Genomic DNA, 24,984 nt, shown 5'->3' with positions numbered 1-24,984 from the left:
CACGGGCCTCCCGTCCGCCGGTTCCCGCGTTCTCGTGCGCGCGAGACGCCGGCGTGTTCGGGCAGCGCGGGTCAGCGCACGGACGAGCCGGAGGTGAGGTCCTCGACCAGGGACGGCCGCGACGGCCGCCAGCCGAAGGCCGACCGGGCGTGTGCGCCGGACGCCTCCTGGTGCAGCAGCAGGGCGTCGGCGAAGTCCCGCCCGAGCCGTTCGCGGCTCGCGTCGACGCTCTCGGCGACGACCGGTGCTCCGTGGGCCCCGGCCTCGGCGATCTGCCGGACGGTCGGGTTGTCGCCGGTCGCGGCGACGATGTACCCGTCGGGCTCGCCGCGGTGCAGCGCGAGGACGTAGAGCTCACCGAGGTCGTCGACGTGCACCGTCGTCCAGCGCTGCGAGCCGTCGCCCACCAGCCGCACCGGCTGCTCGCCGTCGCTGACGAACATCGCCGGGATGCCGGCGCCGCGCCCGTACACGATGCCGGGGGCGACGATGGTGCTCCGCACGTCGCTCGCCCGGAGCAGCGCCTCGTTCGGTCCGCGCCAGGCGGTCAACGCCGGCGGGTCGATCGGCGACTGCTCGGAGATGTCCGTCGAGTCACCGAAGGTGAAGATGCCGCCGGTGTGCACGAACGGCTTCGGTGTGCCGGCCAGGGCACCGATCGCGGTGCGGATGAAGTCCGGGTCGACGCCCGGAGCCGATGCCGTGTGGACGACGCCGTCGCTCTCGTGCAGCAGGCGTTCGACGACGTCGGTGTCGGTGACGTCGCCGACCAGGGCCCGGCCACCGGCGTCACGGACGTGCTGGGCCTTCTCGTCGGACCGGACGAGCGCGGTGACCTCGTCGCCGTGGGCCACGAGGGAGCGGAGGACGGAGGAGCCGATGTACCCGGACGCACCGGTGAGGAAGACGTGCATGCGGCCAGCCAACCACGGCGGCCGGGCGGCGTGGTCGGCGGCGGTCGGCGGCGGTCGGCGTCTTCGTCGACCGCGGCGTCACGGTCGTCGTCGCTAGGAGCTCAGGGTCCAGGCGCGGCGCTTCACGAGCACGTGGCCGCGCGAGGTCGTGAGTCGGCTCCACGGGCCCGTCTCGAACAGCCGGACCGGGTCGTGCCCGAGGAACCCGAGGCTCTCGCCCGCGAAGCCCGCACCGGCGGGCAGGTGCTCGACGCCAGGGACCGGTCGGCCCCAGACCTCGGCACGGATCCGTCGGACGATGGCCTCGCCGGCGTTGGACGGCACGGCGTCGGCGACCTCGGCGATGCCGTCGCGGGTGGCGCGGCGGAGGAGTTCCGGTGAGACGTCCGGCAGCGGGACCCAGCCCCCGCGGGGCGGGGAGATGGCCGCCCACGTCACGGTGTGCACCTCGTGCGGCAGCTCGACCTCGATCGGGGTGGCCCGCGTCGGGTCGGCGCCCTCGGCGTGTTCGGCGTCCTGCGCCTCGGCCAGCAGGCGGAGGCGCTCGAGGAGCGACTGCAGCGGGACCACGGTGTCGATCGACGCGGGTTCGGTGAGCGAGAACGTGCGGAGGCCGAGCACCGTCGGCAGTTCGTCGAGCAGCCCGAGCGGGTAGAGGATCGCCGTGTAGACGGCCAGGACGCCGGAGTCGGCGATGAGCCGGACCGAGCCGTCCTCGATCCGAGCGGCACGTCCGAGGTACGTGCGGAGGTCACCGAGTGAGGCGGCGTCGGGAAGCGTGAACGAGTTGCCCATGTCGTCCCCGATCCTACCGGCCATCGGCGCAGCGCAGCCTGGGCGCGACGACCTGCGACGGCGGCGAGCGGGCGTTCGTAGACTGCACAGCGTGAACGGCGAACCCGACTTCCTGCGGACCCTGCGACTCGAGGACACCGGCGCGAGCACGGGCGAGACGATCCTGACCGGTGCCAGCCACTGGTCCCCCGGCGGACGGGTGTTCGGCGGGCAGGTGCTGGCGCAGTGCATCGTCGCCGCGCAGCTCACGATCGAGGGACGCGACGTCCACTCGATGCACGGCTACTTCCTGCGTCCCGGCGACATCGACGTGCCGATCACCTTCGGCGTCGAGCGCATCCACGACGGCCGGTCGTTCGCGGCCCGTCGCGTGCAGGCCTACCAGCGCGGTGTCCCGATCTTCTCGATGATCGCGTCGTTCCAGGTGCCGGACACCGGCATCGAGCACCAGGACCCGTACCCGGTGGACACCCCGAACCCGGAGTCCCTGCCGTCGGCCGCGTCGATCCTGTCCGCGATCGACCACCCGGTCGCACGCGCCTGGGCCGCGCGGTCCATCGACCTGCGACACGTCGAGGGCCCGGTGTTCGTCGACGTGCAGGGCGAGCACGTGCCGCACCAGGCGGTCTGGTTCCGGGTGCAGGGCGACCTGCCGGACGACCCGGCGCTCCACCGTGCGGTGCTCGGGTACGCGAGTGACCTGTCGATCCTCGAGCCGATCATGCGGCGGCACGGCGTCGCCTGGGGCACCCCGGGGGTCAAGAGCGCGAGCCTCGACCACGCCATGTGGTGGCACCGCAACGGTCGCGCCGACGACTGGATCCTGTACACGCAGGAGTCCCCGAGTGCACAGGGCGGACGGGGACTTGCGTTCGGCCGGATGTTCTCCCGTGACGGTCAGCTGCTGGCCACCGTCGCCCAGGAGGGCATGATGCGGGTGCCTACGGCCGGCTGAACTGCACAGGTTCCTCGAGGTAGCGCTCGCACGCGGCACGCTCGGTGTCGGTCAGCCGACGCGGACGGTTCGTCGCCGCGTCGACCATCACAAGTGCCGTCGTCGCCCGGGTGTACAGGACGGCGGGGTGCTGCCCCACCGGCGACCAGACCTCGTACGAGACGTCGATGCTCGCGCCCCCGAGCCGCCCGATCCACATCTGGATGTCGAGCGGTTGGCGGAGGTACGGGATCGACGCCAGGTACTCCAGGCGCTGGCCGGCGATCACGGTCATGGTGCCGGAACCCGGCCGGCCGTCGATGATCGGCTCGGGCAGGTCGCCGTCGGGGTCCTCACCGGGGTCGGCACCCCAGAACCCCACGATGCGCGCCTCTTCGAGGAGGCGCAGCATCGCGGAGTTGTTGACGTGACCGTAGGCGTCGATGTCGCTCCACCGCATGCGGATGGGAGCGTGCAGTCTCGCCACGAGGATCAGTCGCGGGTGAGCTTGCGGTACGTCGCGCGACCGGGCTTCGCGGCATCGGCACCGAGGCGCTCGATCTTGTTCTCCTCGTAGGCCTCGAAGTTGCCCTCGAACCAGTACCAGTTCGGCGTGCCGTCCTCGTTGAGGCCCTCCCACGCCAGGATGTGCGTAGCGATGCGGTCGAGGAACCACCGGTCGTGGGTGATGACCACGGCGCAACCGGGGTACTCGAGCAGGGCGTTCTCGAGGCTGCCGAGCGTCTCGACGTCCAGGTCGTTGGTCGGCTCGTCGAGGAGCAGCAGGTTGCCGCCCTGCTTGAGCGTCAGCGCCAGGTTCAGACGGTTGCGCTCACCACCGGACAGGATGCCGGCGCGCTTCTGCTGGTCCGGGCCCTTGAAGCCGAACTGCGACACGTAGGCGCGGGACGGGATCTCGGTCTTGCCGACCTGGATGTAGTCGAGTCCGTCGGACACGACCTCCCACAGGTTCTTGTTCGGGTCGATACCGCCGCGGGTCTGGTCGACGTAGGAGATCTGGACGGTGTCGCCGATCTTCAGCGTGCCGCCGTCGAGGGGCTCGAGGCCGACGATCGTCTTGAAGAGCGTGGTCTTGCCGACGCCGTTCGGGCCGATGACGCCGACGATGCCGTTGCGGGGCAGCGTGAACGACAGGTCGCCGATGATGACGCGCTCACCGAACTGCTTGCGCAGGTGCTCGGCGTCGATGACCTGCGAACCCAGACGCGGGCCGACCGGGATCACGATCTCCTCGAAGTCGAGCTTGCGGGTGCGCTCGGCCTCGGTGACCATCTCCTCGTAGCGGGCGAGACGGGCCTTCGATTTCGCCTGACGGCCCTTGGTGTTGCTCCGGACCCAGTCGAGCTCGGACGACAGGCGCTTCGCGAGCTTGGCGTCCTTCTTGCCCTGGACCTCGAGGCGAGCGCGCTTCTTCTCGAGGTAGGTCGAGTAGTTGCCCTCGTACGGGTACAGGCGGCCGCGGTCGACCTCGGCGATCCACTGGGCGACGTGGTCCAGGAAGTACCGGTCGTGGGTCACGGCGAGGACGGCACCGTGGTACTGCTGCAGGTGCTGCTCGAGCCAGAGCACGCTCTCGGCGTCGAGGTGGTTGGTGGGCTCGTCGAGGAGGAGCAGGTCGGGCTTCTGGAGCAGCAGCTTGCAGAGCGCGACGCGGCGCTTCTCACCACCGGACAGGTGGGTGACGAGTTCGTCCCCCGGGGGGCACTGCAGCGCGGCCATGGCCTGCTCGAGCTGGGAGTCGAGGTCCCACGCGTCGGCGGCGTCGATGTCCTCCTGCAGGGTGCCCATCTCGGCCAGGAGCGCGTCGAAGTCGGCGTCCGGCTCGGCCATGAGTGCGGAGATCTCGTTGAAGCGTGCGAGCTTGCCGTGGATCTCGCCCACGCCTTCCTGCACGTTCTCGAGCACGGTCTTGCTCTCGTCGAGCTCCGGCTCCTGCATGAGGATGCCGACGCTGAAGCCCGGCGTGAGCTTCGCCTCGCCGTTGGACGGCTGGTCGAGACCCGCCATGATCTTCAGGATCGTCGACTTGCCCGCACCGTTCGGTCCGACGACGCCGATCTTGGCACCGGGGAGGAACGACATCGTGACGTCGTCGAGGATCAGCTTGTCGCCGACCGCCTTGCGGGCGCGGACCATCTGGTAGATGTACTCAGCCATATCGGCCCCAAGTGTAGTGACACCGTCGGAGCACCGCTCGCCCGACGCCGGATCGCCGCTTCCCGCACCTGTACGAACAGCCCTGTTGCGCAACGCACGTCTCGACGTAACCTCTCCTCGCCCCGCAACCTCGGGGGCCCGTCGCTCACCACGACGAGGACCAGGATCAGGACCACGGACAGGACGAGGACCATGACCACGCACACGACCACGACCCCGTCGCGGCTCCGCCGCCTCGCACTCCCCTTCGTCGGAGCGATCGCACTCACCGTCGCGCTCATCGCCCCGGTGTCGCCGGCATCGGCCGCCGGTGCCGTGCCGAAGGGCAGCCCGTACCTGCTGTACACGGCGAGCATCAGCGCCAACGGCACGGGCACCGGCTACTCGTCGTACATCAACGTGCACGACGCCCACAACAACGCCTACTCGTTCGGGATCCAGTCGGACAAGGGCTCCCCGCAGAGCAAGGGCAAGCCGCGCTACATCTGGGAGCGCGTGCAGAACGGCAAGTTCACCTACGGCTACCTGGGCCTGGCCACCAACAAGCTCACGCCCATCGGCATGCGCTGGTACAAGAACGACGTCGCGACGATGATCGTGAACCACAAGACGATCGGCACCCTCAAGCTCAACCTCGACGGTCGCCTGTTCTTCAACGCCGAGGCCAACGCCCGCCTGAACGGTGACGTCGTGCACTCGACGGTGCAGAACACCCGCATCACGGTCGGCGACCGCAAGTCGAACACCGGCCTGAACGGCAAGTGGGACACGAGCTTCTCGTTCCACGGACTGAAGGCGAAGCAGACGAACAGCCCACGGGTGCAGGGCGCCAGCTTCACGATCGACGGTCGCGTGACCGGGCTGCCCCGTGGCGGCAACTGGGACACCGCCCAGGTCTCCGGCATCGGGATGATCGCCCAGAAGTGGTGACCGACGCGACGCGGTGAACCGCACGCGTCCCCGGCGGCCTGACCCGCACCCCGACTCCGGTCGGCGTGCGGGTCAGGCCGCTTCGGCGTCGTGGGCGTGGTCGTCGAGGGGCGGCGCGGGGTCCCAGGGTGCGGCGTCCTGTTCGAGGACGTGCTCGGACGGCCTCGCGGGCTCCTCGCCGTCGCCGGCGCCGAGCGGCGGTGCCTCGTGGACACCGTCGACGTCGCCGTCACCGTCCGGACCGTGGTCGGTCGCCGGTGCGTGGTCGTGCGAATCGTCCGGCTCCGCCCCGTGGTCGGACCCGTGACCGGTGCCGTTCCCCGCGGGCTCGCGGACCTCGCCGGTGCGGGGGTCCACCCCGCGCAGGCCCCCCTGCCCAGAGGTGCCGTCGCCGACCTGCCGCGGCACCCGCAGCCAGTTGCTGATCCCCCACGCCAGGTCGTGGCCGATTCCGTCGGCGTCGATCTCGACCGAGGTCCCGCCGCGACCGTCGCGTTCCCACGTGCGGATGCGGACACGTCCGGCGACGACGATCCGGTCGCCCTTCTTCAGGGACTTGTACACGTTCGACGCGAGCGACCGGAACGCGGTGACGGTGTACCAGTTGGTGGCGCCGTTGACCCAGGCGGCGGTGGCCCGGTCCCAGCGGCGCGAGGGTGAGGCGAGTCGGAGACTCGTGATGGCGATGCCGGTCTCGGTGACGAGGTGCCGGGGCTCGGTGGCGACGATTCCGCAGACGGTGATGATGTCGTTCATGCGTCGATCGTCACGGAGCCCGGGGTCGCGTCAGCGACCCCGGGCTCGATCTGTGGCGTGTGGACCCGATCAGGCGACCTGTGGAGGACGAGTCCCCCGGGCCTCCAGTCCGGGCCCGGTCAGTGCGCTCGGAACTCGGGCCGGGCGGCCAACGGTCCGAGCGCGGCGTGGACCGCGCCCTTCGCGGACTCGAGGGACGGGTACGGCCCGCCCGCCCGTCGTCGCCCGTAGAGCTCGACCTGGAACCCGTCCGCCGCGCGGTGGATGCTGCCCACCGCTCCGGCCGGACCGATCGCGACCCAGGTTCCCGTGTTGTCCGTCATGTTCGAACCACCTCCTCGTGGCCCTGCCGCCCCGGGGTCAGGACGCCAGGATGTACTGACTGTAGGCCTTCCGGACCTTGTTCACCTTGGGCAGCGCGACTGCGAGGCAGTAGCCCTGTCCGGGGTTCTTCGCGAAGAAGTCCTGGTGGTACTCCTCTGCCGTGTAGAACGTCGAGAGCGGCTCGATGGTGGTGACGATGCCGCCGTCCCAGATGTCCGACGCCCGCTCGATGGCGCGCTCGAACAGCTCGCGCTGCGTGTCGTCGGCCGGGAACATCGCCGAGCGGTACTGCGTGCCGACGTCGGCCCCCTGGCGGTTCAGCTGCCGGGGGTCGTGCAGCGTGAAGAAGACGTCGAGGATCACGTCAGCCGGGATCACCGACTCGTCGAACGTCACCGCGACCGCCTCGGCGTGGCCCGTCGTCCCGGTGCACACCAGTTCGTACGAGGGCTCCTCGACCTGTCCGCCGACGTAGCCGGACACCACGTCCTGCACACCCTGGAGCGTGCGGTACACGGCGTCGAGACACCAGAAACATCCACCTGCGAGCACGAACGTGGTCATGGGCACAACCTCTCTCCGGGCTGCCCGTGCAGCCCCGTCGTTCCTCCACAACAGTGTGCGCGGGGACCCTGTTCCCCAGATCGGACGGCACTCCTCGGCGTGTCGGTGGTCCCCCGTAGCGTCGGCACCACACCGACCAGGAGGCCAGCGATGCAGACCATCACCGAACCCGCACTGCGGATCCGCACCGTCCCGCTGGCCCGCGCCCGGGGCGACTACCGCATCCTCGACGTCCGCGACGACCTGAGCCGGGTCACCCGGGCCAACGGAGAGATCGTCGGGTACGTCGACCGCATCGACGTCGCCGGCGACACCGCCTACCGTGCCCGCCGGTACGTCGCGACCGAGCGCCGGTTCGTCGAGCTGCCGAGCGTGTGGTCCGCCGACGACGCCGTGGACACCCTGCGCTGGTCATGATGTTCCACATTGGAATCATCTGCACCGGGATGCACGGAACGCCGTCCGGCCTCCCCGACGCCTGACCGTTCCGTGGGTATGGTGCGCGCATGGACTGGTGGAACGACCTGACCGACTGGACTTCGTCCGACACGGGTTGGCGGGTGCTCTCGGGCGCTGTGATCCCCTTCGTCGCCATCGTCGTGGCGGGCGTGATCGCGGCGCTCATCGGGCGCAGCGCGACCAAGCGGGTCGTGGCGCTCCAGGAGCGGGAATCGAAGAACGCGGCCGTCGCCGCGATCCTGACGGCTGCGCGCAAGGCAGCGGCGTGGGGATCGCTCGGACACGACGAGCGTGCGTACGCGGACCACCTCGCCGAGGACGCCGACATCCGGCTGCGCCTGCTCCCCGTGCAGGGTGCGCCGCTGGCCGCCAACTGGGCCCAGCACGAGATCGCCGACATCAAGAAGAACTCGTCGACGTTCAGCTTCCAGGCCGACCAGTCCCTCGCCGAGTTCCGTGACCGCCTGCTCGACTGGCAGGCGCGACCGAGCCGTGCGCGCAAGCTCTTCAAGGCCGACCTCGAGCGCTGGAAGTTCGAGTCCCCGGACCCCGACGCCGACCTGATCAAGCGCCAGCAGGACTGGAACGCCGACCAGGCCGAGCCCCCGCGCACGCAGGCACAGGCCCCGGCGGCGGCTCCGGCTCCGGCTGCTCCCGCCGAGCGCCCCACCCCGACGACGACCTCGCTGCGTCCGGCCCAGCGCCCCGCGTCCGCACCCTCGACTCCTCCGGCGCCGACCGCTGCAGCTGCCACAGCCGGTGCTGCCGCGCCCGCTGCGTCTGCCGGTGCCGCCGGCGGGACGACCCCGTCGTTCTCGGTGAACCGTGGTGCCGCCACGAACCCGAACCGCGGCAGCGCCGACCAGAACGCCACGCGCTCCTTCGGTGACAACACCACCCGCGTCTACGGCGACGACGAGACTGCACCCCCGGTCCGTCCGGCACTCGGCACCCCGACCTCGCCCGCCCGCTCCGTCCAGGGCCGCGGCACGGACGACACCGAGGTCGTGGACGACGACAGCGCCACGCGGGCCTTCGGCGACGCGAGCGCCACGCGGGCACCCGGCGACGCCGGCGCCACCCGCGCCTTCGGCGACACCGACCGTGCACCGCGGAACGACCGTCCGTCCTCGTCCGACCGCCCCGTCGCGACGCCCACCGCGGCCGACGCCCACGTCAACCGGGCGCCCGCGAACGACGTCCCGCCCGCATCGGCACCCCGGGTCGACACCCCCGGCGCGACGAACACCACGTCCGTCCCGACGCGTCTGAACCAGGCCCCGGCCGAGCCCGCGGACGCGAACGAGACGTCGGAGGCGCCGTACACGCAGCCGATCAGCGCCGCCGAACTCCGACGCCGCGCCGCGGACGACGACGAGTAACCCCCCCACGTCGAGAACAGGGCCGCCATCCGGAGAGGATGGCGGCCCTGTTCGTCTTCGGCGCCCCCGGCAGGAATCGAACCCGCGGCACGGTGGGTAGAAACCACCTGCTCTATCCACTGAGCTACGGAGGCGAGCAGCGTCGATTGTAGCGGCGAGCGGCCACCGGACGCTCGATGCGCGCCCCGCCGCGTCTCCGTGACAGGACCCGGCGGTCGCCCAACGGTCGGCCGCCGTCTGCCGCCCGTTCCCCTCCGCGACACCCGCGCTTCGTAGCGTCCGGAGCATGCGCACCACCGGTTCCGTCCTCGCCGTCGTGCCCGCACGTGCCGGGTCGAAGGGGATCCCCGGCAAGAACCTCCGCACGGTCGCGGGCCGTTCGCTGGTCCGGCGAGCGGTCGACTCGGCACGACGTGCCACGCGCATCGACCAGGTGGTCGTCACGACCGACGGCGACGCCATCGCTGCCGAGGCCGTCGCGGCCGGTGCCGCCGTGGTCCGCCGTCCGGCCGAGCTCGCCGGTGACGAGGCGTCCTCGGAGTCCGCCCTGCTGCACGTCCTCGACGCGATCAGCACGCCGCTGCCCGAGGTCCTCGTCTTCCTGCAGGCGACCTCGCCGTTCATCGACCCGGCCGACCTCGACGCCGCCGTCGCGCGCGTGGTCGACGGGCACGCCGACGCGGTGTTCGCCGCCGCGCCCTCGCACGCGTTCCTGTGGCGGACCGCCCCGGACGGCACCGCGGTCGCGGTGAACCACGACGCTGCGACCAGGCCCCGCCGCCAGGACCGCGAGCCCGAGTACCGCGAGACCGGCGCCTTCTACGTGATGCGGACGGCGGGGTTCCTCGAGAACCGGCACCGGTTCCACGGCCGCGTCGAGCTGGCCGTCGTCGACGGTGCCGGCGCGATCGACATCGACGACGAGGCCGACCTGGCCCTCGCCGAAGCCCTCGCCGAAGCGCCGGGCGCGCCCGGCGCGCTGACCGACGCACGCGTCGGCGACCCGGCCCCAGCACCCACCACGACCCGAGACCCATCCCCGACGCGGGCCACCCCCGCACCGAACGGAGCACCATGACCGTCACCATCGGTACGTCCACGATCGGCGCGGGCCACCCCGCGTACCTCATCGGCGAGATCGGCCTCAACCACAACGGCGACGTCGACATCGCGAAGCAGCTCATCGACGTCGCCGCCGACGCGGGCCTGCAGGCCGTGAAGTTCCAGAAGCGCACCCCCGCGATCTCCACGCCGGAGCACATGAAGAACACCCCGCGCAGCACCCCGTGGGGCGACATGACCTACCTGGAGTACCGCTACCGAGTCGAGTTCGACCGCGACCAGTACATCGAGATCGGTGACCACGCGACCCTCCGCGGGCTCGACTGGTTCGCGTCGCCGTGGGACGAGCCGTCGGTCGACTTCCTCGAGGACCTCAACGTCGTTGCCTACAAGATCGCCTCGGCGTCCGTCACCGACCTCGGCATGCTCGCCGCCGTCGCCGCGACCGGCAAGCCCGTCATCCTGTCGACCGGCATGTCCACGCTCGAGCAGATCGACGCCGCCGTCGAGGCCCTCGGCACCGACCGCCTCGTCCTCATGCACGCGACGTCGACCTACCCGCTGCCGGCCGAGGAGGCGAACCTCCGCATGATCGACACCCTCGCCCACCGCTACGCGGGCGTCCCCGTCGGGTACTCCGGCCACGAGCCCGGCCTGCAGATCTCCATCGCCGCGGTCGCCCTCGGTGCCACGGCCGTCGAGCGCCACATCACGCTCGACCGCACGATGTGGGGCTCCGACCACGCTGCATCGCTCGAGCCGCACGGCCTGAAGACGCTCGCCCGCGACATCCGCATCATCGAGACCGCCCTCGGCGACGGCGTCAAGAGGATCTTCCCCGGCGAGCAGGCACCGCTCGCGAAGCTGCGTCGCGTCGGCGCGTGAGCGGATGCAGTCCCCATCCGACCGCCGGCGAGCAGGCACCGCTCGCGAAGCTGCGTCGCGTCGGCGCGTGAGCGGAGCGGGCGTGGGCGGCGCACACGTGACCGGCCCGGTCGACGGGACCCGCGCCTTGGACGTGCCGGCTGACGGCAGTGGGTCGACGGGCGGACTGGAGGCGCGCCTCCCGTCCGACGCGTCACCACGCGTCCGACGCGTGGTCGGCCTGGTCGACACCGACTCGTTCGCGAAGTGGGGCGCCCACCTGCTGGCGAGCGCCCCGGCGGACTGGGACCTGGAGCTGCGCACCGTGGCGACCCCGCGGTCGGCGAGCCCGAAGCAGCTGCGGTCGGCGTTCCGCGGGCTGGACCGGCGCCTCGCCCACCTGCACCGCGAACCGCCCGCGCCGAAGGACGTCGACGCCGTCGTCGAGGAGCTCCGACAGGACCCGCCGGACGCCGTCCTGGTGTCGTTGATCGGACCGGTGGCCGAGCTCGTGATCGACGAGGTGCACCGGCGGATCCCGGACCGGCCGGTGCTGGTCTCGGGGCTGCCGGGGATCTCGTTCCCGTCGAAGTGGAAGGGCATCTTCTTCCGCGCCCGGGCCGACCTGTTCGTGCTGCACAGCCACCGTGAGGTCCGCGCGTACGAGGAGATGGCGCGCCAGGGCGGCGTCGAGCCGCACTTCGCGCTCGCCACGCTGCCCTTCGCGCGGGGTGCCGGCGCGACCAGCGGTGCCGGCGCAAGCGATGGTGCGGACTCGACGGGCCGTGACTCCGTCGTCTTCGCTGCGCAGCCGAGTGTGCCGTTCGAGCAGGCCGACCGGGCCCTCGTCGTGCGGTGGCTCGTGGACACAGCGCGGGCGCACCCGGAGTGGCGCGTCGTCATCAAGACGCGCGCCGCGGCCGGCGAGCACCAGACGCACCGCGAGGAGCACCCGTACCCGGACCTGGTGCCCGCGGACGCGCCGACCAACCTCGTGGTGGAGAGCGGGCCGATGGCCGAGCACCTCGACCGTGCGGTGGCGCTCGTGACGATCAGCTCGACCGCGGTGCTCGAGGCGGCGGCGCGAGGCGTGCCCGCGCTCACGCTGACCGACTTCGGGATCGGCCGGCACCTGATCAACGAGGTGTTCGTGGGGAGCGGCCTCGAGGGTGACGCCGTCGACCTGGTCGACGGACGGTTCGGCGTCGTCCGGCCGGAGTGGATGCGGGACAACTACTTCCACCCGGCCTCGGAGGACGACTGGCAGCACCGGCTCGTGGAGCTCATGGCCCGACGGGACGCCGGCACGCTGGTGGACCGGGCACCGGCTCGGCGGAGTCGCGGTGGCGTGCTGCGCCGTGCGTGGGAGCGGAAGAACGCCCTCGGTGGGGCCGATCGCAGCCCGCTCGGACTGGTGGCACTGGGCATCGGGGCGCCGATCCGGGGCGCGAAGCGACTGGCGCGACGCGTGCGTGCGCTGGTCGATCCGCCGGAGCCCGTCGTGGTGGCGGCGCCGACGTCGCAGCGTGCGGGGACGCGGGCCGCTGTGCCCGTGCTGGGGGCCACCGCTGGGACGGCCACGGCGGCGGCCGCCCCGGCCGCGGCGGCGGCTCGTTCAGAGCGCCTTGGCCACCGCGAGCAGGAGTTGGTCGCGGGTCGGGACGCCGGGTGAACGGAAGACCTCGGTGCCGTCGTCCTGCCGCACGATGATCGTGGGCGTGGACCGGATACCGAGGTCTTCCGCGTCGTCGGGGTGCGCCGCCACGTCGCGTTCTGTCACGGTGAGCCCGGGGACGAGCGCCGACGCCTCGGCCGACACCCGGCGGGCGGCGGCACACGGCGCACAGAAGGCGGACGTCCAGAGGTCGAGCTGCATGTGGTCCTGCAACGCGGCGGGTGGGGGTTCTACTCCCGGTCGAACTCGCCGCTGCGGTCGCCGCGGTCCTGCAGGTCGTCGACCGGGTCGGACTCGCCGGGCTCGTAGGTGAACTCCACCGAGATCTGGTCGAGGACCTGGCGGGACTTGGTGGCGCGGTAGGTGAAGGCCGTTTGCAGGCCCTCGACGTCGGCGAACACCGTGACCTCGTCGTCCAGCGCGTCGCTCGTGGCGGTGCGGGTGTCGGTCGTGCCGTCGAAGGGGCCGCCGTGGAAGATCGCGGTGTACTCGTCGCCTTCGTGGATGGTGATGTCGCTCATGCCTCCCTTCTACCAGGCGGCGGCTGGTGCAGTCTGTCCAGCCCGTCGTTGCGCTATGCATAGCATGGCTATATAGTTCAGCTATGGAAACACCGCGTGAGCAGACGATCGAGACCCTCCTCGTCTCCGTCAACCGCCTGATCCGCAGCGCCGTCCAGTCGACGGGCAACACCACGTCCACCGCGGTCTGGCGCACGCTCGGCATCCTCGAGACCGACGAACCCCTGCGACTCGGAGAACTGGCCACCGCCTCCCGCGTGGCGCAGCCCACGATGACCCGACTCGTCGCCGGCATGCTCGCCGCCGGCCTGGTCAGCCGCAGCGTCGACCCGGACGACTCCCGCGGGCAGCTCATCGAACTCACCGAGGCCGGACGCGAACGGCTCGCCTCCTGGCGCTCCAGCCTCACCAGCACGGTCGGTCCGTTGTTCGCCGACCTGACCGACGACGACTGGGACGTCCTGCACCACGCGGCGAACCTGATCGCCCAGCGCACCCGGACAACCCCCAACGGAACGGAGATCCTCGCGTGAACGCCCACGCACCCGCCGGCCAGTCCGGCTCCATCCTCAAGCAGTCGTCCGCGGTCTGGGCGATCGCCTTCGCCTGCGTCGTCGCGTTCATGGGCATCGGCCTCGTCGACCCGATCCTCCCGGCGATCGCGGCGTCCCTCAAGGCGACCCCCGCGCAGACCGAGCTGCTCTTCACGAGCTACCTCGCCGTCACTGGCGTCGCGATGTTCTTCACCAGCTGGGTCTCCAGCCGCATCGGCGCGAAGCGCACCCTGCTCATCGGACTCGCCCTGATCGTGCTCTTCTCGGTGCTCGCCGCGACGTCGAACAGCGTGTGGAGCATCATCGACTTCCGTGCCGGCTGGGGCCTCGGCAACGCGCTCTTCATCTCCACCGCGCTCGCGACCATCGTCGGGGCAGCGTCCGGCGGCACCGCCTCGGCGATCATCCTGTACGAGGCAGCGCTCGGCCTCGGCATCGCCGTCGGTCCCCTCGTCGGAGGTCTGCTCGGCTCGGTGAGCTGGCGCGGCCCGTTCTTCGGCGTCACGACCCTGATGGCCGTCGCGTTCATCGCCATCGTCGCCCTGCTGAAGACCGGCAGCCTCGAGAAGCCCACGCCGACGAAGCTCTCCGCACCCTTCCGCGCCCTGACCCGTCCGGCACTCGCCGCCCTCGCCGCGACCGCGCTGTTCTACAACATCGGCTTCTTCGTCCTGCTGGCGTACACGCCGTTCCCGCTCGGCTTCGGCGCGCTCGGCATCGGGTTCACCTTCTTCGGCTGGGGTGTCGGTCTCGCGATCACGTCCGTGTGGGTCGCCCCGATGCTCACCGCCCGGATGCGGAGGACGACGGTGTTGAAGATCGCACTGCCCCTGCTCGCGCTCGACCTGTTCGCCGCGGCCCTCGTCGTGCGGTCCCAGGTCGGCCTGATCATCTGCGTCGTCATCGGCGGCCTCGTGCTCGGTGTCCTGAACACCGTGCTCACCGAGTGCGTCATGGAGGCCACCGACCTCCCCCGCTCCGTCGCCTCGAGCGCCTACTCCGCCGTCCGCTTCATCGGCGGCGCCATCGCCCCGCCCGTCGCGACCCTGCTCGCCGACGCGTACTCCCCCTCGGCCGCCTACGTCTTCGCGGGTGCATCCGTCGCGGTCGCCTTCGTCGTGATCCTCTGCACCACCAGGGTCCTGCGCCGCGTCGACGACGGTCCCGAGCCGGAGCGCATCGAGGCCGAGGCCATCACCGCCGGCGACATGGCCTAGTCGCCGAGGCGCGCGGTGGGGGCCTTCCCCCCTTCCCCCTTCCCCCCCTTCCCCACTTCTCCACGAACGGGCGAAATGCCGGAGTGTCCCCCGTGGGCACCCCGGCATTTCGCCCGTTCGTGCGTCCGCGCGGGGGCTCGCTCGCCCCCTGTTGCACGCTCCACCCGCGAGCGGGCGAAATGCCCGGCCTCGACCGCAGAGCGACTCCGGCATTTCGCCCGTTCGCGCGGGGCTGGCCTGAACCGTGCGGCAGGCGGGGTGGAGGGCGACCGCCTGGAGGCGCGGGGCGGCCTGCCGGGGTCGCCACGGGCCTCCAAGCGGTCACCTGCAATGCTCGCGGCTCGCGTCGCGGACGAGCGGGCGAAACATCCGGGTGCGTCTGCAGGGCGACCGCGGCATTTCGCCCGCTCGCGGAACGGGCGCAGCACCACGTACGGGAGGCACGCAGGGCGGGAATAGGATCGAGGACATGGCAACCGCGAATGACCGCCTCGTCTGGATCGACTGCGAGATGACCGGCCTCGACCTCGAGGTCGACGAACTCGTCGAGGTGGCCGTGGTCATCACCGACTTCGACCTCGAGCCCGTGCACCCCGGGTTCGACATCGTCATCAAGCCGGACCAGTCGGCGCTCGACAACATGAACGAGTTCGTGACGAACATGCACGTCACCTCGGGGCTCATCGACGAGATCCCGAACGGCGTGAGCCTGGCGGACGCCGAGTACCAGGTGCTCGAGTACATCCTCCAGCACGTTCCCGCCGAGGGCTCCGCACCCCTGGCCGGCAACACCATCGGCACCGACCGTGCGTTCCTGTCGAAGTACATGCCGCGGGTCGACGGGCACCTGCATTACCGCAGCGTCGACGTGTCGAGCATCAAGGAGCTCTGCCGCCGCTGGTTCCCCCGCGTGTACTTCAACGCGCCGGAGAAGCACGGTGGGCACCGGGCCCTCGCGGACATCCTCGAGTCGATCCGCGAGCTCGAGTACTACCGCCGCGCCGGCTTCGTCGCCGAGCCCGGCCCGAGCACGGACGACGTGCGTGCCGTGCAGGCCGACGTCGTGGCGAAGTGGGAGTCACGGCTGGCGCAGCCCGCGGCCGAGTAGCGACACGGGTGGTCCGCACCCCGTCCCGCATGTACTACTATTGAGTGGTCGCGCCGGTCCGCCGGTTCGAACATGGTGGATATAGCTCAGTTGGTAGAGCGCCTGGTTGTGGTCTAGGAGGTCGCGGGTTCGAGACCCGTTATTCACCCCAGTACTGAAGAACAAGGAAGGCCCCGGTCCGTTGGACCGGGGCCTTCGTCGTGCTGGCGAACACTTCCGGGTCTTGTGTAAAATATGTACTTCTGTATATCGTGGATCAGTGCAGACCCGATCCTTCCGACCAGACATCCAGGGCCTCCGCGGGATCGCCGTCGCCGTGGTCGTGCTCGACCACGCTTTCCGTTGGCCGAGTGGTGGATTCCTCGGCGTCGACGTGTTCTTCGTGATCTCCGGGTTCGTCATCACTGCTGGGCTGTTGCGTGAGCACGGACGAACCGGGCGGATCCGCCTCCGAGCCTTCGCCGGCCGCCGCGTGCGCAGGCTCGCCCCGGCTTCATTCCTCGTCATCCTCGTGACCACCGCAGCGGCCTGGGTCCTCCTGCCCACGAGCCGGTTCGCTTCGGTCGCCGCCGATGCCGTTGCCTCCGTGCTCGCGGTGCAGAACTGGCGGTTGGCAGCAGCGGGCACCGACTACTTCGCGGCGACGGCAGCCGCCTCGCCGTTCCAGCACTTCTGGTCACTCGCGGTCGAGGAACAGTTCTACCTGGTGCTCCCGGTCCTCCTGCTGCTCCTGCTCGGGCGTCGCACCCGCCGAGACGATCGAACAGTCGGGCGCTCGGCACGTGCAGCCATCGTCATCGGTGGCCTCACGGTGTGCTCTCTCGCGTGGGCCTTCGCCGCTGCCGCGGTCGACCCTGCATCGGCGTACTTCTCGACGGCGACGCGTGCGTGGGAGCTCGGCGTGGGTGTCCTCGCCGCGATCGCGGTGCACCGCGCCACGTCGCTCCGCCCGTGGGTCGCGGAGTGCATGGTCGTCATCGGACTCGGCGCGATCGCCGCGTCCGTCCTGATCGGGCGGGAGACGTTCGGCATGCCAGCTCCGCTCGGACTCGTCCCGACGCTCGGTACCGCGCTCATCCTGGTGGCCGGAGCCGGAGCCGGCTCCGGCTCCCGCTCGACCCGCACGACCTGGGCGGCCGCGCCGCTCCGCTGGCGTCCCCTGGTCGGGCTGGGAACGGTGAGCTACTCGCTCTACCTCTGGCACTGGCCGTTCATCGTCCTGCTGCCACTCTTCACGTCACTCCCCGTGGGTGTCGTGGTCGTCCTCGCACTGCTGACGTCGATCGCGAGCTACGCAACGGTGGAGACCGCGTTCCGGCAGCGCGGCCTCCGCGCGACGCTGCACGAGAACCGGTTGCGCCTGCAGGTCGGCGCGCTGGCCGCACTGACCGTGCTCACCCTCGTCACCGTGTCCGGAACCGCCGAGCGACTCCGGCCGCTCCCACCTGTTCCCGCTGCCGCACCCGCCACCGCTGAGGACGCCGACCCCACCGACGACAGCTCGTTCCCGGCTCTGCAGGCCCGCGCCGACGACATCGCAGCAGGCCTGAGCGCACGATCGTGGCCGGACGACCTGTCGCCGAGTGCCGAGGCGATCAGCGCCCCTGGCTACGCAGACTCCCTGACGAAGACCTCGAGTTGGGCGCCCACACTCGGGTGCTCGGTGATCGGTGCCGATTGGCGCGCGGACTCGTGCACGTGGGGCGCCGCCTCGGGGACGTCAGTCATGCTCACTGGCGACTCCACCGGTGCGTTCTCGGCGCCGGGGTGGCGAGCGCTCGCAGAAGACCCCGACGCCGGTGTGCAGGTCCGCAACGGCGCGCAGATCGGCTGCCCCTTCTCCACGACGGCGCTCACCTCGGACGTCGACACCTGCGCCGCCCACAACGCGGAGGTGCTGGCCGAACTCGAACGGACGACCCCGGACGTCCTGGTCGTGACGAACCGGTTCTGGGACAAGGAGGACCCGAGCCTCGACGGGATCACCCGAGAGTCCTACGAGTCCGGTGTCAAGGGGATCATCGAGGCTGCCCGACCCCACGTCGGCCGCGTCGTCATCGCCCCCGCTACTCCGCCGGGGTACGCGCCAACGGGCTGTGTCGCCGGGACCCGGGGGCCGCAGGACTGCCGAGAAGGCGATGCGACAGCCCGCGCCCAGATGCGTTCCCTGAGCGCCCTGCTCGATGACGTCGAGGCGACCACGGTGCTCGACACGACCCCGCTCTGGTGCTCGTTCGGTACCTGCCCGCTGCTCATCGGGAACGTCCTCACCCGCTTCGATCCGGTGCACGTCACACCGGAGGCTTCGCAGGCGTCCGCGCCGGCACTGCTCGACCTGCTCCGGAAGGAGGACATCCTGCCCGGTGTGCGACCATCGACCCCGTGATGGAGATGTCCGCCGACGCGTTCGAGCACCTCGTGACCGACGAACTCGACCTGCTGCCCGACGAGATGGTCGACGGGCTCGACAACGTGGTGTTCGTCGTCGAGGACGAACCGGAGAACGGCGAAGAGCTCTTCGGCGTGTACGACGGCATCGCAGCCACCGAGCGCGGGCAGTACGGCTTCGGCGAGCTGCCCGACCGCATCGTGGTGTTCCGGAAGCAGCACCTGGCCGAGTGCGACACCGTCGAGGAGCTCAAGGACGAGGTGCACACCACCCTCGTGCACGAGATCGGCCACTTCTACGGCATCGACGACGAGCGGCTGCACGAGCTCGGCTGGGCGTAGCGGCCAGCCGGCGCGCCGCGGCCCCGGCGCCCGGCGCCCGGGTTTCGGGTTTCGGGCTCAGCGACATTCCTCGGGCCCACGAGCGCGAGAACTGTCGCTCACCGCGAAAAGTCGCCCCGCAGCCCCGGCAGCCCACGCACCTCAGAACCGCGTCGGCCCCACCTCGTGGTACTTCTCCCACGCCCCCACCGGCCCCCGCCCGTGCAGCGCGTACTCCCCCACCAGCCGCTCCTTGTAGACGGCCGGGTTGTGCGACGCCACCACCCGGGCGTTCCGCCAGTGCCGGTCCAGCCCACGCGTCCGGTCGGCCGCGGACGCCCCACCGACCTCGAACAACTCGGACGCCGACCGCAGCACCCGCGGCCCGATCTCGACCTGCGCCTGGTACACGGCGTTCTCGGCCGCGTCGAGCAGCACGCGGTCGACGCCGACCCCGGGCTCGTTCGTCGCGACGACCCCGTCGAGCAGCCCCGCGGCGGCGGCGACGAGCGATCGGGCGGTGAACGCCCCGGCCGACAGTCGCCCGAGCACCGAGAGCACCTGCGGGTCCTCCCCCGGCACGGCCGCGTTGGCGTGGATGTACGTGCGGGTCCGGGGTCGCACGAAGGCCACGGCATCGTCCGACACGGCCTGCCCGATCCCGGCGAGGACCGCCAGCAGGTACAGCTGGTAGAAGGCCTGGATGTGCGACAGCGGGGCGTCCCGGTACGCCGACACCACCGACGGGTCGACCGACACCCCGTCGAACACGGTGGTGCCGGACGCGGTCAACCGCTGCCCGAAGCCATCCCAGTCGTCGATGCTCGTCACGCCCGGCGCGGAGGCGTCGACGGCGAACGTCACGCGCTCCCCGTCACGGTCGGCCGCCAGGTAGATCCAGTCCGCGTAGAGCGTGCCGGTCGAGTAGAACTTCCGCCCGTCGAGGCGGAGGGAATCACCAGCCGGCGTCACCGTCGTCGAGATGTCGGCCAGGGTCGTCCCGGTCCGCTCCGAGGTCGCGTTCCCGATGATCGCTCCGTCGACGATGCGCTGGAGCCACTCGTCCCGGCCGGCGGACGACGGCCGCAGCAGCACCAGCTCGGTGTACCCGAAGTGCCCCCGCCACAGGTGCGCGATGTTCGAGTCCGCCGCCGCCAGGTCCGCCACCAGGTGCGCGAGTTCGACCAGCGTCACGCCGAAGCCGCCGCGGTCCTCCGGCACGCGCAGCCGCCCGAACCCCGCGTCGGCGAGCGCCCGGACCTCGGCGTGCGGCAGCGGCCGGTCGCCGGGCCTCCCGGACGCGAGCTCACGCTCGACCGCGCCGTCGCGGATGGTCGCGAACACGGGCGCGAAGCGTTCGCGCAGGGTCGCCAGACGGTCGGCCGGGAGGCCCGTCACGCGTCCGTCGATCGTCGTCGCGTCCGTCATGCGGGCACCTCCACCGCGTCGCGCGCCTCGGTCGCGCCGGCACCGCCCGAGAACGCCCCGCGCCACTGCCGGGCGGGGTGCGAGTCCGGCAACTGTGCGTGCCCGAAGAGCTTCTCGCGCAGGGTCCCCTCGCGGTACTCGGACTGCATCAGTCCGCGTTCCTGCAGGGTCGGCGCGATGTGGTCGACGAACTCCTCGTACGAGCCGGGCAGCGTCCAGTTGATGACGTTCACGCCGTCGACGCCCACCCGCTGCCAGTCGGCGAGCTCGTCGGCGATCTGCTCCGGCGTGCCGACGACCCGGGCGCGGAGCTTCGCGGACAGCCGGGCGAGGTCGGCGATGGTCGGTTCGCGGTCCCCGGCGGCCTCGCGGAGCCACTGCAGGTGCGACTGTCCGGCGTGGGTGCGGACCTCGGACAGCGGGGTGTCCGGGTCGAGGGGCTCGCCGGTGTCGGGGTCGAAGCCGAGGTTCGAGTGCACCAGGAACCCGTCGGCGGCCAGGTACTCGTCGATCTCCGCTTCCTTGGCCTTCGCCTCGGCCTCGGTGGAGCCGGTGACGAAGGTCAGGCCGAGGAAGAACGCGATGTCGTCCCGCTGGCGGCCGGCGGCCTCGGCCAGGTCGCGGGTCTCGCGGATGAGCTGTTCGGTGGCGTCCCGGTTCGAGGTCAGGATGAACTGTGCCTCGGCGTTCCGCGCGGCGAAGGCACGGCCGGCCGGCGACGACCCGGCCTGGAACAGCACCGGGGTCCGCTGCGGCGACGGTGCCGACAGGTGCGGGCCCTGCACGTCGTAGCGCTTGCCGTGGTGGTCGATGCGGTGCACCTTGTCGGGGTCGGCGTAGCCACGGACGGGGTCCTTCAGGACGGCGCCGTCCTCCCACGAGCCCTCCCAGAGCTTCGCGCAGACCTCCAGGTACTCCTCGGCCCAGACGTAGCGCTCGTCGTGCTCCTCGAGCCGGTCGGCGCCGAAGTTCCGGGCGGCGCTGTCGAGGGCGCTCGTGACGACGTTCCAGCCGATGCGGCCCCGGGTGATGTGGTCGAGCGTGGAGACCTTGCGGGCGAAGTCGAACGGGTGCGCCTGGATGACGCTCGAGGTGAACGCGAGCCCGAGGTGCTCGGTCGACACGGCGAGCGCGGAGAGCAGCACGGAGGGGTCGTTCGAGGGGATCTGCAGCCCCTCGCGCAGGTTGGTCGAGTAGTCGCCGCGCCCGGGGCCGTAGGTCCCGACGACGTCGGCGAAGAACATCGCGTCGAACTTGCCGCGCTCGAGGGTCCTCGCCAGGTCGGTCCACAGCGTCACGTCGTCGAAGTCCGCCTGCCGGGCGTCGGGGTGCCGCCACAGGCCGTGCTGGATGTGCGAGGTCGTGTTCATGACGAAGGCCGCGAAGCGCAGCGGGCGGTTCGGTGCATCGCTCATGCGTCCCATGGTGGTCGGCGGGCACCGCCCGACGACAGCGACGTGACCTCCCGTTACGCGCGGTGTTCCCCGCGGCCCTGGACGCGACCATGCTCCTGAGGCATGCCGAGCCAGACCACCGTCACCGCGCCTCCAGGCCGTCCCGCTGCACCGTCGACCACCGCGACCCGTCGTCGGGTCGCCCTCGCGTCGTTCGTCGGGACGACCGTCGAGTACTACGACTTCTACCTCTACGCGACGGCCTCGGCGCTGGTGTTCGCACCGACGTTCTTCCCGTCCGTGACGCCGGCCGTCGGGGTCATCGCGTCGTTCGCGACCTACGGCGTCGGGTTCGTGGCGCGGCCGCTCGGCGGGGTGATCGCCGGCCACCTGGGTGACCGGATCGGGCGGAAGAAGCTGCTCGTCGCGTCGCTGGTGCTGATGGGCATCGCGTCCACGTTGATCGGGGTGATCCCGTCGGCCGCGACAATCGGGGTCGGCGCCGTCGTGGCGCTCGTGTTCCTGCGGCTGCTGCAGGGCGTCGCGGCCGGTGCGGAGTGGGGCGGCTCGGCGCTGCTGTCCGTCGAGCACGCGCCGGAGCGGCACCGGGGGCTGTTCGGGGCGTTCACGCAGATGGGGTCGGCCGGTGGGATGCTCCTGGCGACCGGGGTCTTCACGCTCGTGCGGTCGCTGCTCGGCACCGAGGCGTTCCTGGCCTGGGGATGGCGGCTGCCGTTCCTGTTCTCGGCGGTGATCGTGGCGGTCGGGCTCGTCATCCGGCTCGGTGTGCAGGACGCCCCGGTGTTCCAGGAGCTGCGCGCCTCCGGTGGGGTCGAACGGTTCCCGGTGTGGCAGGCGATCCGGCAGCACCCGCGGTCGATCCTGGTGACGGCGGGCCTGCGCCTCGTGCAGCCGGCGCTGTACTCGATCCTGACGACGTACTCGCTGACCTACCTCGGCAACGTCCGGGGGCCATCGGGGTCGGACGCGGGGCTGCAGGCCGTGCTCGTGATCTCGGCGGTGTCGCTCGTGTCGACGCCGTTCTGGGGGTGGCTGTCCGACCGGGTCGGGCGGCGGGTGCTGACGATCTGGTCGGCGGTGGGCATCGCGGTGCTCATCTGGCCGTTCTTCGCGTTCCTCGACGCCGGGCCGCTCGTGCTCCTGCCGCTCGTGGCGCTGATCGGGATGTGCGTGTTCCACGACAGCATCTACGGGCCGCAGGCGGCGTGGTTCGCGGAGCAGTTCCCGACCGGGCGGCGGTACTCGGGGATGTCGCTCGGGTACCAGATCGGGTCGATCTTCTCGGTGGGGCTGACGCCGCTGCTGGCCGCGGTGTTCGTGCAGCTCGGGGGTGGCTCGCCGTGGATCCTGTGCGGGTACCTCGGGGTGTACGCGGTGCTGACGATCGTGGCGGCGGTGTTCGCGGTGGATCCGCGGGCGGTGGCGCGGCGGGAGGCGCGGGCGGGCGCGGGGGCGGGCGCGGGCGCGGCGGGCGCGGGCGCGGGCGCGGCGGGCTGAGGTTTCGCGCTGGGCGACAATTCTCGCCTTCCCGAGGCCGTGAGGTGTCGCTCAGCGCGAATCCTCGGTGCCGCCACGTGCCGCCGCGTAGCGCCGCGGGCCAGCGGCGCGCTACGTCCGCAGGACCACGTCGGCCAGGGCGGCCGGGTCCTCGGCGGCGATGAAGGCCTGTTCCTGCGCGGCCCAGCGGTCCCACTCGCGCGCGAAGACCTCGCCGTCGCGTCCGATCGCCCGGTCCCAGCGCACGGCGTCGTCGGCGTCGAGCCACACCCGCAACGACGCCAGCGGTGCCGACGCCCGCGACAACGCACCGCACCCCTCGACCACGATCGGCTGGTCGGGGTCCACCGACGCCCAGCCCGCGGGCGCATCGGCCGCCCAGTCCCAGCGTCGGTACCCGCTCGGCGCTCCGAGGACGTCCGTCACCACGGCATCGGCAGCCGCACGCAGGCCGTCCCACCCCGGGTACAGGTCGTCCAGGTGCACGAGCTGCGCGCCGAGCTGCTCCGCGACCTGTGCTCCGAGGGTGGTCTTGCCCGTGCCGGACCGGCCGTCGATGAGCACGACGGCGCGCCGGCCCGTGGCAGCGGCGACACCGGCAGCAGCAGCGGCCAGGCCGGGGGCGAGGTCACCGGCGGCGGTGCCCGTCGCGCCCGTCGCGCCCGTCGCGGCCGTCGCGGCCGTCGCGCCGTCGCCGGCCGTCGCGCCGTCGCCGGCAGGCGTCTGCGTCTGCCGGTCAGTGGAGGTCGTGCCGGCTGCGCGCTCCGCGTCAGGCACGCCACGTCCCCACGCTCACCGCGACCGCGATCGACACCACGCCGATGCCGACCAGCACCGCCACCATCGCCCACTCCGGCCCGGCGAACCGTGCGACCCGCGCCCAGGTCCGCCGTCTGGGAGCACCGAACCCCCGCGACTCCATCGCCACCGCCAACGTCGTCGCCCGCCGCAGCGCGAGCACGAGCAGCGCGAACGCCATCGTCGCCCCGCGTCGCAGCCGTCCGGAGTCGGCCAGTCCTCGCGCGCGTCGCGCCATCGCGAGCTGTCGCCAGTCGTCGACGAGCAAGGTCATCATCCGGACGGCGGCGAGCGCGCCGAGCACGAAGCGCGCGGGCAGCCGGAGCACCTGCGAGAGCCCGTCGGCCAGGTCGGTCGGGTCGACCCGCACGAAGAGCGCGATGGCCGGCACCCCCACCGCGAGGACCCGGAGCGCCGTCGCCAACGCGAGCGTCAGTGACCCGTCGGTGACGTGCGCGAACCCGAGGTCGAACCACTCCCGACCCGAGGGTCTGCCGTACAGCGCGATGCTCACCGCCGTCAGCGGGACCGCGAGGAGCACCGGTGCGAGTCGGAGCAGCAGGGTCCGGACCGGCAGGCGCAGGAGCGGCAGGAGTGCGAGTTCGAGCGCCAGGGCGACGGCGGCGGAGACGACGTCGAGGCTGAGCACGAGGCAGACGCCGAGGGCGAGCACACCGATCAGCGAGGCGACCGGCTGGACGCCGGGGATGCCGGTCGCGCGGGCCGGCAGCGGTCGTCGCACGGGGTTCGTCGCGTCGGTTCCGTCCACCGCGTCCGCCGCGTCCGCCGTGTCCGCCGTGTCCGTCCGGTCAGCCGTGTGGTCGGCCGTGCCGGTCCGGTCTGGAGGCCCGGGGTGGCGTCCGACTGTCGGCCCCGTCTCCGGGGCGGTTGCGACCGAAG

25 protein-coding genes, 2 tRNA genes and 1 pseudogene are annotated in these 24,984 nt (G+C 71.6%); 14 read left to right on the top strand and 14 right to left on the bottom strand.

Going from position 1 to position 24,984, the window contains the following annotated elements:
- Positions 1-71: 71 nt before the first annotated feature.
- Positions 72-914 (bottom strand): NAD(P)H-binding protein, encoded by an 843-nt coding sequence (locus BIU91_RS11255; RefSeq protein WP_071405519.1) that lies wholly within the window; start codon positions 912-914, stop codon positions 72-74.
- Between the two features lie 93 nt (positions 915-1,007).
- Positions 1,008-1,709: a hypothetical protein gene (locus BIU91_RS11250; protein ID WP_071405518.1), complete on the bottom strand. Its 702-nt coding sequence runs from the start codon at positions 1,707-1,709 to the stop codon at positions 1,008-1,010.
- 91 nt (positions 1,710-1,800) lie between these two features.
- On the opposite strand from BIU91_RS11250, the gene BIU91_RS11245 reads away from it, so the two are divergent.
- Complete coding sequence (locus tag BIU91_RS11245) at positions 1,801-2,664, top strand: acyl-CoA thioesterase II (RefSeq protein WP_084741139.1); 864 nt, start codon at positions 1,801-1,803, stop codon at positions 2,662-2,664.
- Here BIU91_RS11245 and BIU91_RS11240 read toward each other — a convergent pair.
- Together BIU91_RS11240 and ettA are read right to left on the bottom strand one after the other, a co-directional pair.
- Positions 2,651-3,103 carry a thioesterase family protein gene (locus BIU91_RS11240; protein WP_071405517.1) on the bottom strand — a complete coding sequence of 151 codons (453 nt, stop codon included), beginning with the start codon at positions 3,101-3,103 and terminating at the stop codon, positions 2,651-2,653. The genes BIU91_RS11245 and BIU91_RS11240 overlap by 14 nt on opposite strands.
- A gap of 32 nt (positions 3,104-3,135) precedes the next feature.
- On the bottom strand, positions 3,136-4,821 hold the full coding sequence (ettA, locus tag BIU91_RS11235; RefSeq protein WP_071405516.1) for an energy-dependent translational throttle protein EttA: 1,686 nt from the start codon (positions 4,819-4,821) through the stop codon (positions 3,136-3,138).
- Positions 4,822-5,013: 192 nt separating this feature from the next.
- On the opposite strand from ettA, the gene BIU91_RS11230 reads away from it, so the two are divergent.
- Positions 5,014-5,751, top strand: a complete 738-nt coding sequence (locus BIU91_RS11230) for a hypothetical protein (RefSeq protein ID WP_071405515.1) — start codon at positions 5,014-5,016, stop codon at positions 5,749-5,751.
- A 72-nt stretch (positions 5,752-5,823) separates the two neighbouring features.
- Here BIU91_RS11230 and BIU91_RS11225 read toward each other — a convergent pair whose 3' ends face one another.
- The 3 genes from BIU91_RS11225 to msrA all read right to left on the bottom strand — a co-directional run bounded on the left by BIU91_RS11225 (position 5,824) and on the right by msrA (position 7,395).
- Positions 5,824-6,507 (bottom strand): single-stranded DNA-binding protein, encoded by a 684-nt coding sequence (locus BIU91_RS11225; protein ID WP_071405514.1) that lies wholly within the window; start codon positions 6,505-6,507, stop codon positions 5,824-5,826.
- 119 nt (positions 6,508-6,626) lie between these two features.
- The gene (locus tag BIU91_RS11220) at positions 6,627-6,830 is read right to left on the bottom strand and encodes a hypothetical protein (RefSeq protein ID WP_027464651.1); all 204 of its coding nucleotides are present in this window, start codon (positions 6,828-6,830) and stop codon (positions 6,627-6,629) included.
- 37 nt (positions 6,831-6,867) lie between these two features.
- Complete coding sequence (gene msrA / locus BIU91_RS11215) at positions 6,868-7,395, bottom strand: peptide-methionine (S)-S-oxide reductase MsrA (protein ID WP_071405513.1); 528 nt, start codon at positions 7,393-7,395, stop codon at positions 6,868-6,870.
- Between the two features lie 150 nt (positions 7,396-7,545).
- Between msrA and BIU91_RS11210 the strand changes: the two genes are divergently transcribed.
- Both BIU91_RS11210 and BIU91_RS18920 read left to right on the top strand, forming a co-directional pair.
- Complete coding sequence (locus tag BIU91_RS11210; protein WP_017886047.1) at positions 7,546-7,812, top strand: hypothetical protein; 267 nt, start codon at positions 7,546-7,548, stop codon at positions 7,810-7,812.
- An 89-nt stretch (positions 7,813-7,901) separates the two neighbouring features.
- Positions 7,902-9,236: a hypothetical protein gene (locus BIU91_RS18920; RefSeq protein ID WP_071405512.1), complete on the top strand. Its 1,335-nt coding sequence runs from the start codon at positions 7,902-7,904 to the stop codon at positions 9,234-9,236.
- A gap of 61 nt (positions 9,237-9,297) precedes the next feature.
- Here the strand turns inward: BIU91_RS18920 and BIU91_RS11200 are convergent.
- A tRNA-Arg gene (locus BIU91_RS11200) sits at positions 9,298-9,370 on the bottom strand.
- Positions 9,371-9,522: 152 nt separating this feature from the next.
- Here BIU91_RS11200 and BIU91_RS11195 point away from each other — a divergent pair.
- From BIU91_RS11195 to BIU91_RS11185, 3 genes are all read left to right on the top strand, one after another.
- Entirely contained in the window at positions 9,523-10,314 is a 792-nt protein-coding gene (locus BIU91_RS11195) for an acylneuraminate cytidylyltransferase family protein (RefSeq protein WP_071405511.1), read from the top strand.
- Positions 10,311-11,183 carry an N-acetylneuraminate synthase family protein gene (locus tag BIU91_RS11190; protein WP_071405510.1) on the top strand — a complete coding sequence of 291 codons (873 nt, stop codon included), beginning with the start codon at positions 10,311-10,313 and terminating at the stop codon, positions 11,181-11,183. The genes BIU91_RS11195 and BIU91_RS11190 overlap by 4 nt, the downstream gene beginning before the upstream one ends.
- Positions 11,184-11,250: 67 nt before the next feature.
- Entirely contained in the window at positions 11,251-12,834 is a 1,584-nt protein-coding gene (locus BIU91_RS11185) for a DUF6716 putative glycosyltransferase (RefSeq protein WP_139196577.1), read from the top strand.
- On the opposite strand, the gene BIU91_RS11180 is transcribed toward BIU91_RS11185, so the two are convergent.
- Together BIU91_RS11180 and BIU91_RS11175 are read right to left on the bottom strand one after the other, a co-directional pair.
- Positions 12,778-13,038 carry a thioredoxin family protein gene (locus BIU91_RS11180; protein WP_027464648.1) on the bottom strand — a complete coding sequence of 87 codons (261 nt, stop codon included), beginning with the start codon at positions 13,036-13,038 and terminating at the stop codon, positions 12,778-12,780. The two genes, BIU91_RS11185 and BIU91_RS11180, sit on opposite strands and share 57 nt — an antisense overlap.
- Before the next feature lie 29 nt (positions 13,039-13,067).
- Positions 13,068-13,358, bottom strand: coding sequence for a hypothetical protein (locus BIU91_RS11175; RefSeq protein WP_071405508.1), 291 nt, complete (start codon positions 13,356-13,358; stop codon positions 13,068-13,070).
- 83 nt (positions 13,359-13,441) lie between these two features.
- On the opposite strand from BIU91_RS11175, the gene BIU91_RS11170 reads away from it, so the two are divergent.
- The 6 genes from BIU91_RS11170 (at position 13,442) to BIU91_RS11145 (ending at position 18,967) form a co-directional block, all read left to right on the top strand.
- Entirely contained in the window at positions 13,442-13,891 is a 450-nt protein-coding gene (locus BIU91_RS11170; protein ID WP_071405507.1) for a MarR family transcriptional regulator, read from the top strand.
- Complete coding sequence (locus tag BIU91_RS11165) at positions 13,888-15,129, top strand: MFS transporter (protein WP_071405506.1); 1,242 nt, start codon at positions 13,888-13,890, stop codon at positions 15,127-15,129. The genes BIU91_RS11170 and BIU91_RS11165 overlap by 4 nt, the downstream gene beginning before the upstream one ends.
- 469 nt (positions 15,130-15,598) lie before the next feature.
- Complete coding sequence (gene orn, locus BIU91_RS11160; protein WP_071405505.1) at positions 15,599-16,237, top strand: oligoribonuclease; 639 nt, start codon at positions 15,599-15,601, stop codon at positions 16,235-16,237.
- Positions 16,238-16,312: 75 nt separating this feature from the next.
- Positions 16,313-16,388: transfer RNA gene (locus BIU91_RS11155), tRNA-His, on the top strand.
- A 108-nt stretch (positions 16,389-16,496) separates the two neighbouring features.
- Positions 16,497-18,623 (top strand): acyltransferase family protein, encoded by a 2,127-nt coding sequence (locus BIU91_RS11150; protein WP_071405504.1) that lies wholly within the window; start codon positions 16,497-16,499, stop codon positions 18,621-18,623.
- Positions 18,623-18,967: a metallopeptidase family protein gene (locus BIU91_RS11145; protein ID WP_071405503.1), complete on the top strand. Its 345-nt coding sequence runs from the start codon at positions 18,623-18,625 to the stop codon at positions 18,965-18,967. The genes BIU91_RS11150 and BIU91_RS11145 overlap by 1 nt, the downstream gene beginning before the upstream one ends.
- Positions 18,968-19,108: 141 nt before the next feature.
- Here the strand turns inward: BIU91_RS11145 and BIU91_RS11140 are convergent, their stop codons facing one another.
- Positions 19,109-20,374 carry an acyl-CoA dehydrogenase family protein gene (locus BIU91_RS11140; protein ID WP_071405502.1) on the bottom strand — a complete coding sequence of 422 codons (1,266 nt, stop codon included), beginning with the start codon at positions 20,372-20,374 and terminating at the stop codon, positions 19,109-19,111.
- A complete protein-coding gene (locus BIU91_RS11135; protein WP_071405501.1) occupies positions 20,371-21,789 on the bottom strand; it encodes an LLM class flavin-dependent oxidoreductase in 1,419 nt (472 codons plus the stop codon). The genes BIU91_RS11140 and BIU91_RS11135 overlap by 4 nt, the downstream gene beginning before the upstream one ends.
- A gap of 102 nt (positions 21,790-21,891) precedes the next feature.
- Here BIU91_RS11135 and BIU91_RS11130 point away from each other — a divergent pair, with 102 nt between their 5' ends.
- Positions 21,892-23,286 (top strand): MFS transporter, encoded by a 1,395-nt coding sequence (locus BIU91_RS11130; protein WP_071405500.1) that lies wholly within the window; start codon positions 21,892-21,894, stop codon positions 23,284-23,286.
- Positions 23,287-23,397: 111 nt separating this feature from the next.
- Here BIU91_RS11130 and BIU91_RS11125 read toward each other — a convergent pair whose 3' ends face one another.
- Both BIU91_RS11125 and BIU91_RS19365 read right to left on the bottom strand, forming a co-directional pair.
- Positions 23,398-24,063 carry an ATP-binding protein gene (locus tag BIU91_RS11125; RefSeq protein WP_171907821.1) on the bottom strand — a complete coding sequence of 222 codons (666 nt, stop codon included), beginning with the start codon at positions 24,061-24,063 and terminating at the stop codon, positions 23,398-23,400.
- A pseudogene (locus BIU91_RS19365) lies at positions 24,056-24,769 on the bottom strand (energy-coupling factor transporter transmembrane component T); the annotation flags it as partial. The gene BIU91_RS11125 and the pseudogene BIU91_RS19365, both read right to left, overlap by 8 nt.
- Positions 24,770-24,984: the final 215 nt, after the last annotated feature.

This window comes from Curtobacterium sp. MMLR14_002 (genome assembly GCF_001864975.1).
Classification (GTDB): Bacteria; Actinomycetota; Actinomycetes; order Actinomycetales; family Microbacteriaceae; genus Curtobacterium; species Curtobacterium flaccumfaciens.
Note: the sequence above shows the minus strand (reverse complement) of the source record. Positions and strands in the feature narration are given on the sequence as shown.

What these genes read in the sequence shown, in the direction of transcription:
- BIU91_RS11255 (WP_071405519.1), bottom strand. Translation starts at nt 914, where the DNA reads ATGCACGTCTTCCTCACCGGTGCGTCCGGGTACATCGGCTCCTCCGTC.
- BIU91_RS11250 (WP_071405518.1), bottom strand. Translation starts at nt 1,709, where the DNA reads ATGGGCAACTCGTTCACGCTTCCCGACGCCGCCTCACTCGGTGACCTC.
- BIU91_RS11240 (WP_071405517.1), bottom strand. Translation starts at nt 3,103, where the DNA reads ATGCGGTGGAGCGACATCGACGCCTACGGTCACGTCAACAACTCCGCG.
- ettA (WP_071405516.1), bottom strand. Translation starts at nt 4,821, where the DNA reads ATGGCTGAGTACATCTACCAGATGGTCCGCGCCCGCAAGGCGGTCGGC.
- BIU91_RS11230 (WP_071405515.1), top strand. Translation starts at nt 5,014, where the DNA reads ATGACCACGCACACGACCACGACCCCGTCGCGGCTCCGCCGCCTCGCA.
- BIU91_RS11225 (WP_071405514.1), bottom strand. Translation starts at nt 6,507, where the DNA reads ATGAACGACATCATCACCGTCTGCGGAATCGTCGCCACCGAGCCCCGG.
- BIU91_RS11220 (WP_027464651.1), bottom strand. Translation starts at nt 6,830, where the DNA reads ATGACGGACAACACGGGAACCTGGGTCGCGATCGGTCCGGCCGGAGCG.
- msrA (WP_071405513.1), bottom strand. Translation starts at nt 7,395, where the DNA reads ATGACCACGTTCGTGCTCGCAGGTGGATGTTTCTGGTGTCTCGACGCC.
- BIU91_RS11210 (WP_017886047.1), top strand. Translation starts at nt 7,546, where the DNA reads ATGCAGACCATCACCGAACCCGCACTGCGGATCCGCACCGTCCCGCTG.
- BIU91_RS18920 (WP_071405512.1), top strand. Translation starts at nt 7,902, where the DNA reads ATGGACTGGTGGAACGACCTGACCGACTGGACTTCGTCCGACACGGGT.
- BIU91_RS11195 (WP_071405511.1), top strand. Translation starts at nt 9,523, where the DNA reads ATGCGCACCACCGGTTCCGTCCTCGCCGTCGTGCCCGCACGTGCCGGG.
- BIU91_RS11190 (WP_071405510.1), top strand. Translation starts at nt 10,311, where the DNA reads ATGACCGTCACCATCGGTACGTCCACGATCGGCGCGGGCCACCCCGCG.
- BIU91_RS11180 (WP_027464648.1), bottom strand. Translation starts at nt 13,038, where the DNA reads ATGCAGCTCGACCTCTGGACGTCCGCCTTCTGTGCGCCGTGTGCCGCC.
- BIU91_RS11175 (WP_071405508.1), bottom strand. Translation starts at nt 13,358, where the DNA reads ATGAGCGACATCACCATCCACGAAGGCGACGAGTACACCGCGATCTTC.
- BIU91_RS11170 (WP_071405507.1), top strand. Translation starts at nt 13,442, where the DNA reads ATGGAAACACCGCGTGAGCAGACGATCGAGACCCTCCTCGTCTCCGTC.
- orn (WP_071405505.1), top strand. Translation starts at nt 15,599, where the DNA reads ATGGCAACCGCGAATGACCGCCTCGTCTGGATCGACTGCGAGATGACC.
- BIU91_RS11145 (WP_071405503.1), top strand. Translation starts at nt 18,623, where the DNA reads ATGGAGATGTCCGCCGACGCGTTCGAGCACCTCGTGACCGACGAACTC.
- BIU91_RS11140 (WP_071405502.1), bottom strand. Translation starts at nt 20,374, where the DNA reads ATGACGGACGCGACGACGATCGACGGACGCGTGACGGGCCTCCCGGCC.
- BIU91_RS11135 (WP_071405501.1), bottom strand. Translation starts at nt 21,789, where the DNA reads ATGAGCGATGCACCGAACCGCCCGCTGCGCTTCGCGGCCTTCGTCATG.
- BIU91_RS11130 (WP_071405500.1), top strand. Translation starts at nt 21,892, where the DNA reads ATGCCGAGCCAGACCACCGTCACCGCGCCTCCAGGCCGTCCCGCTGCA.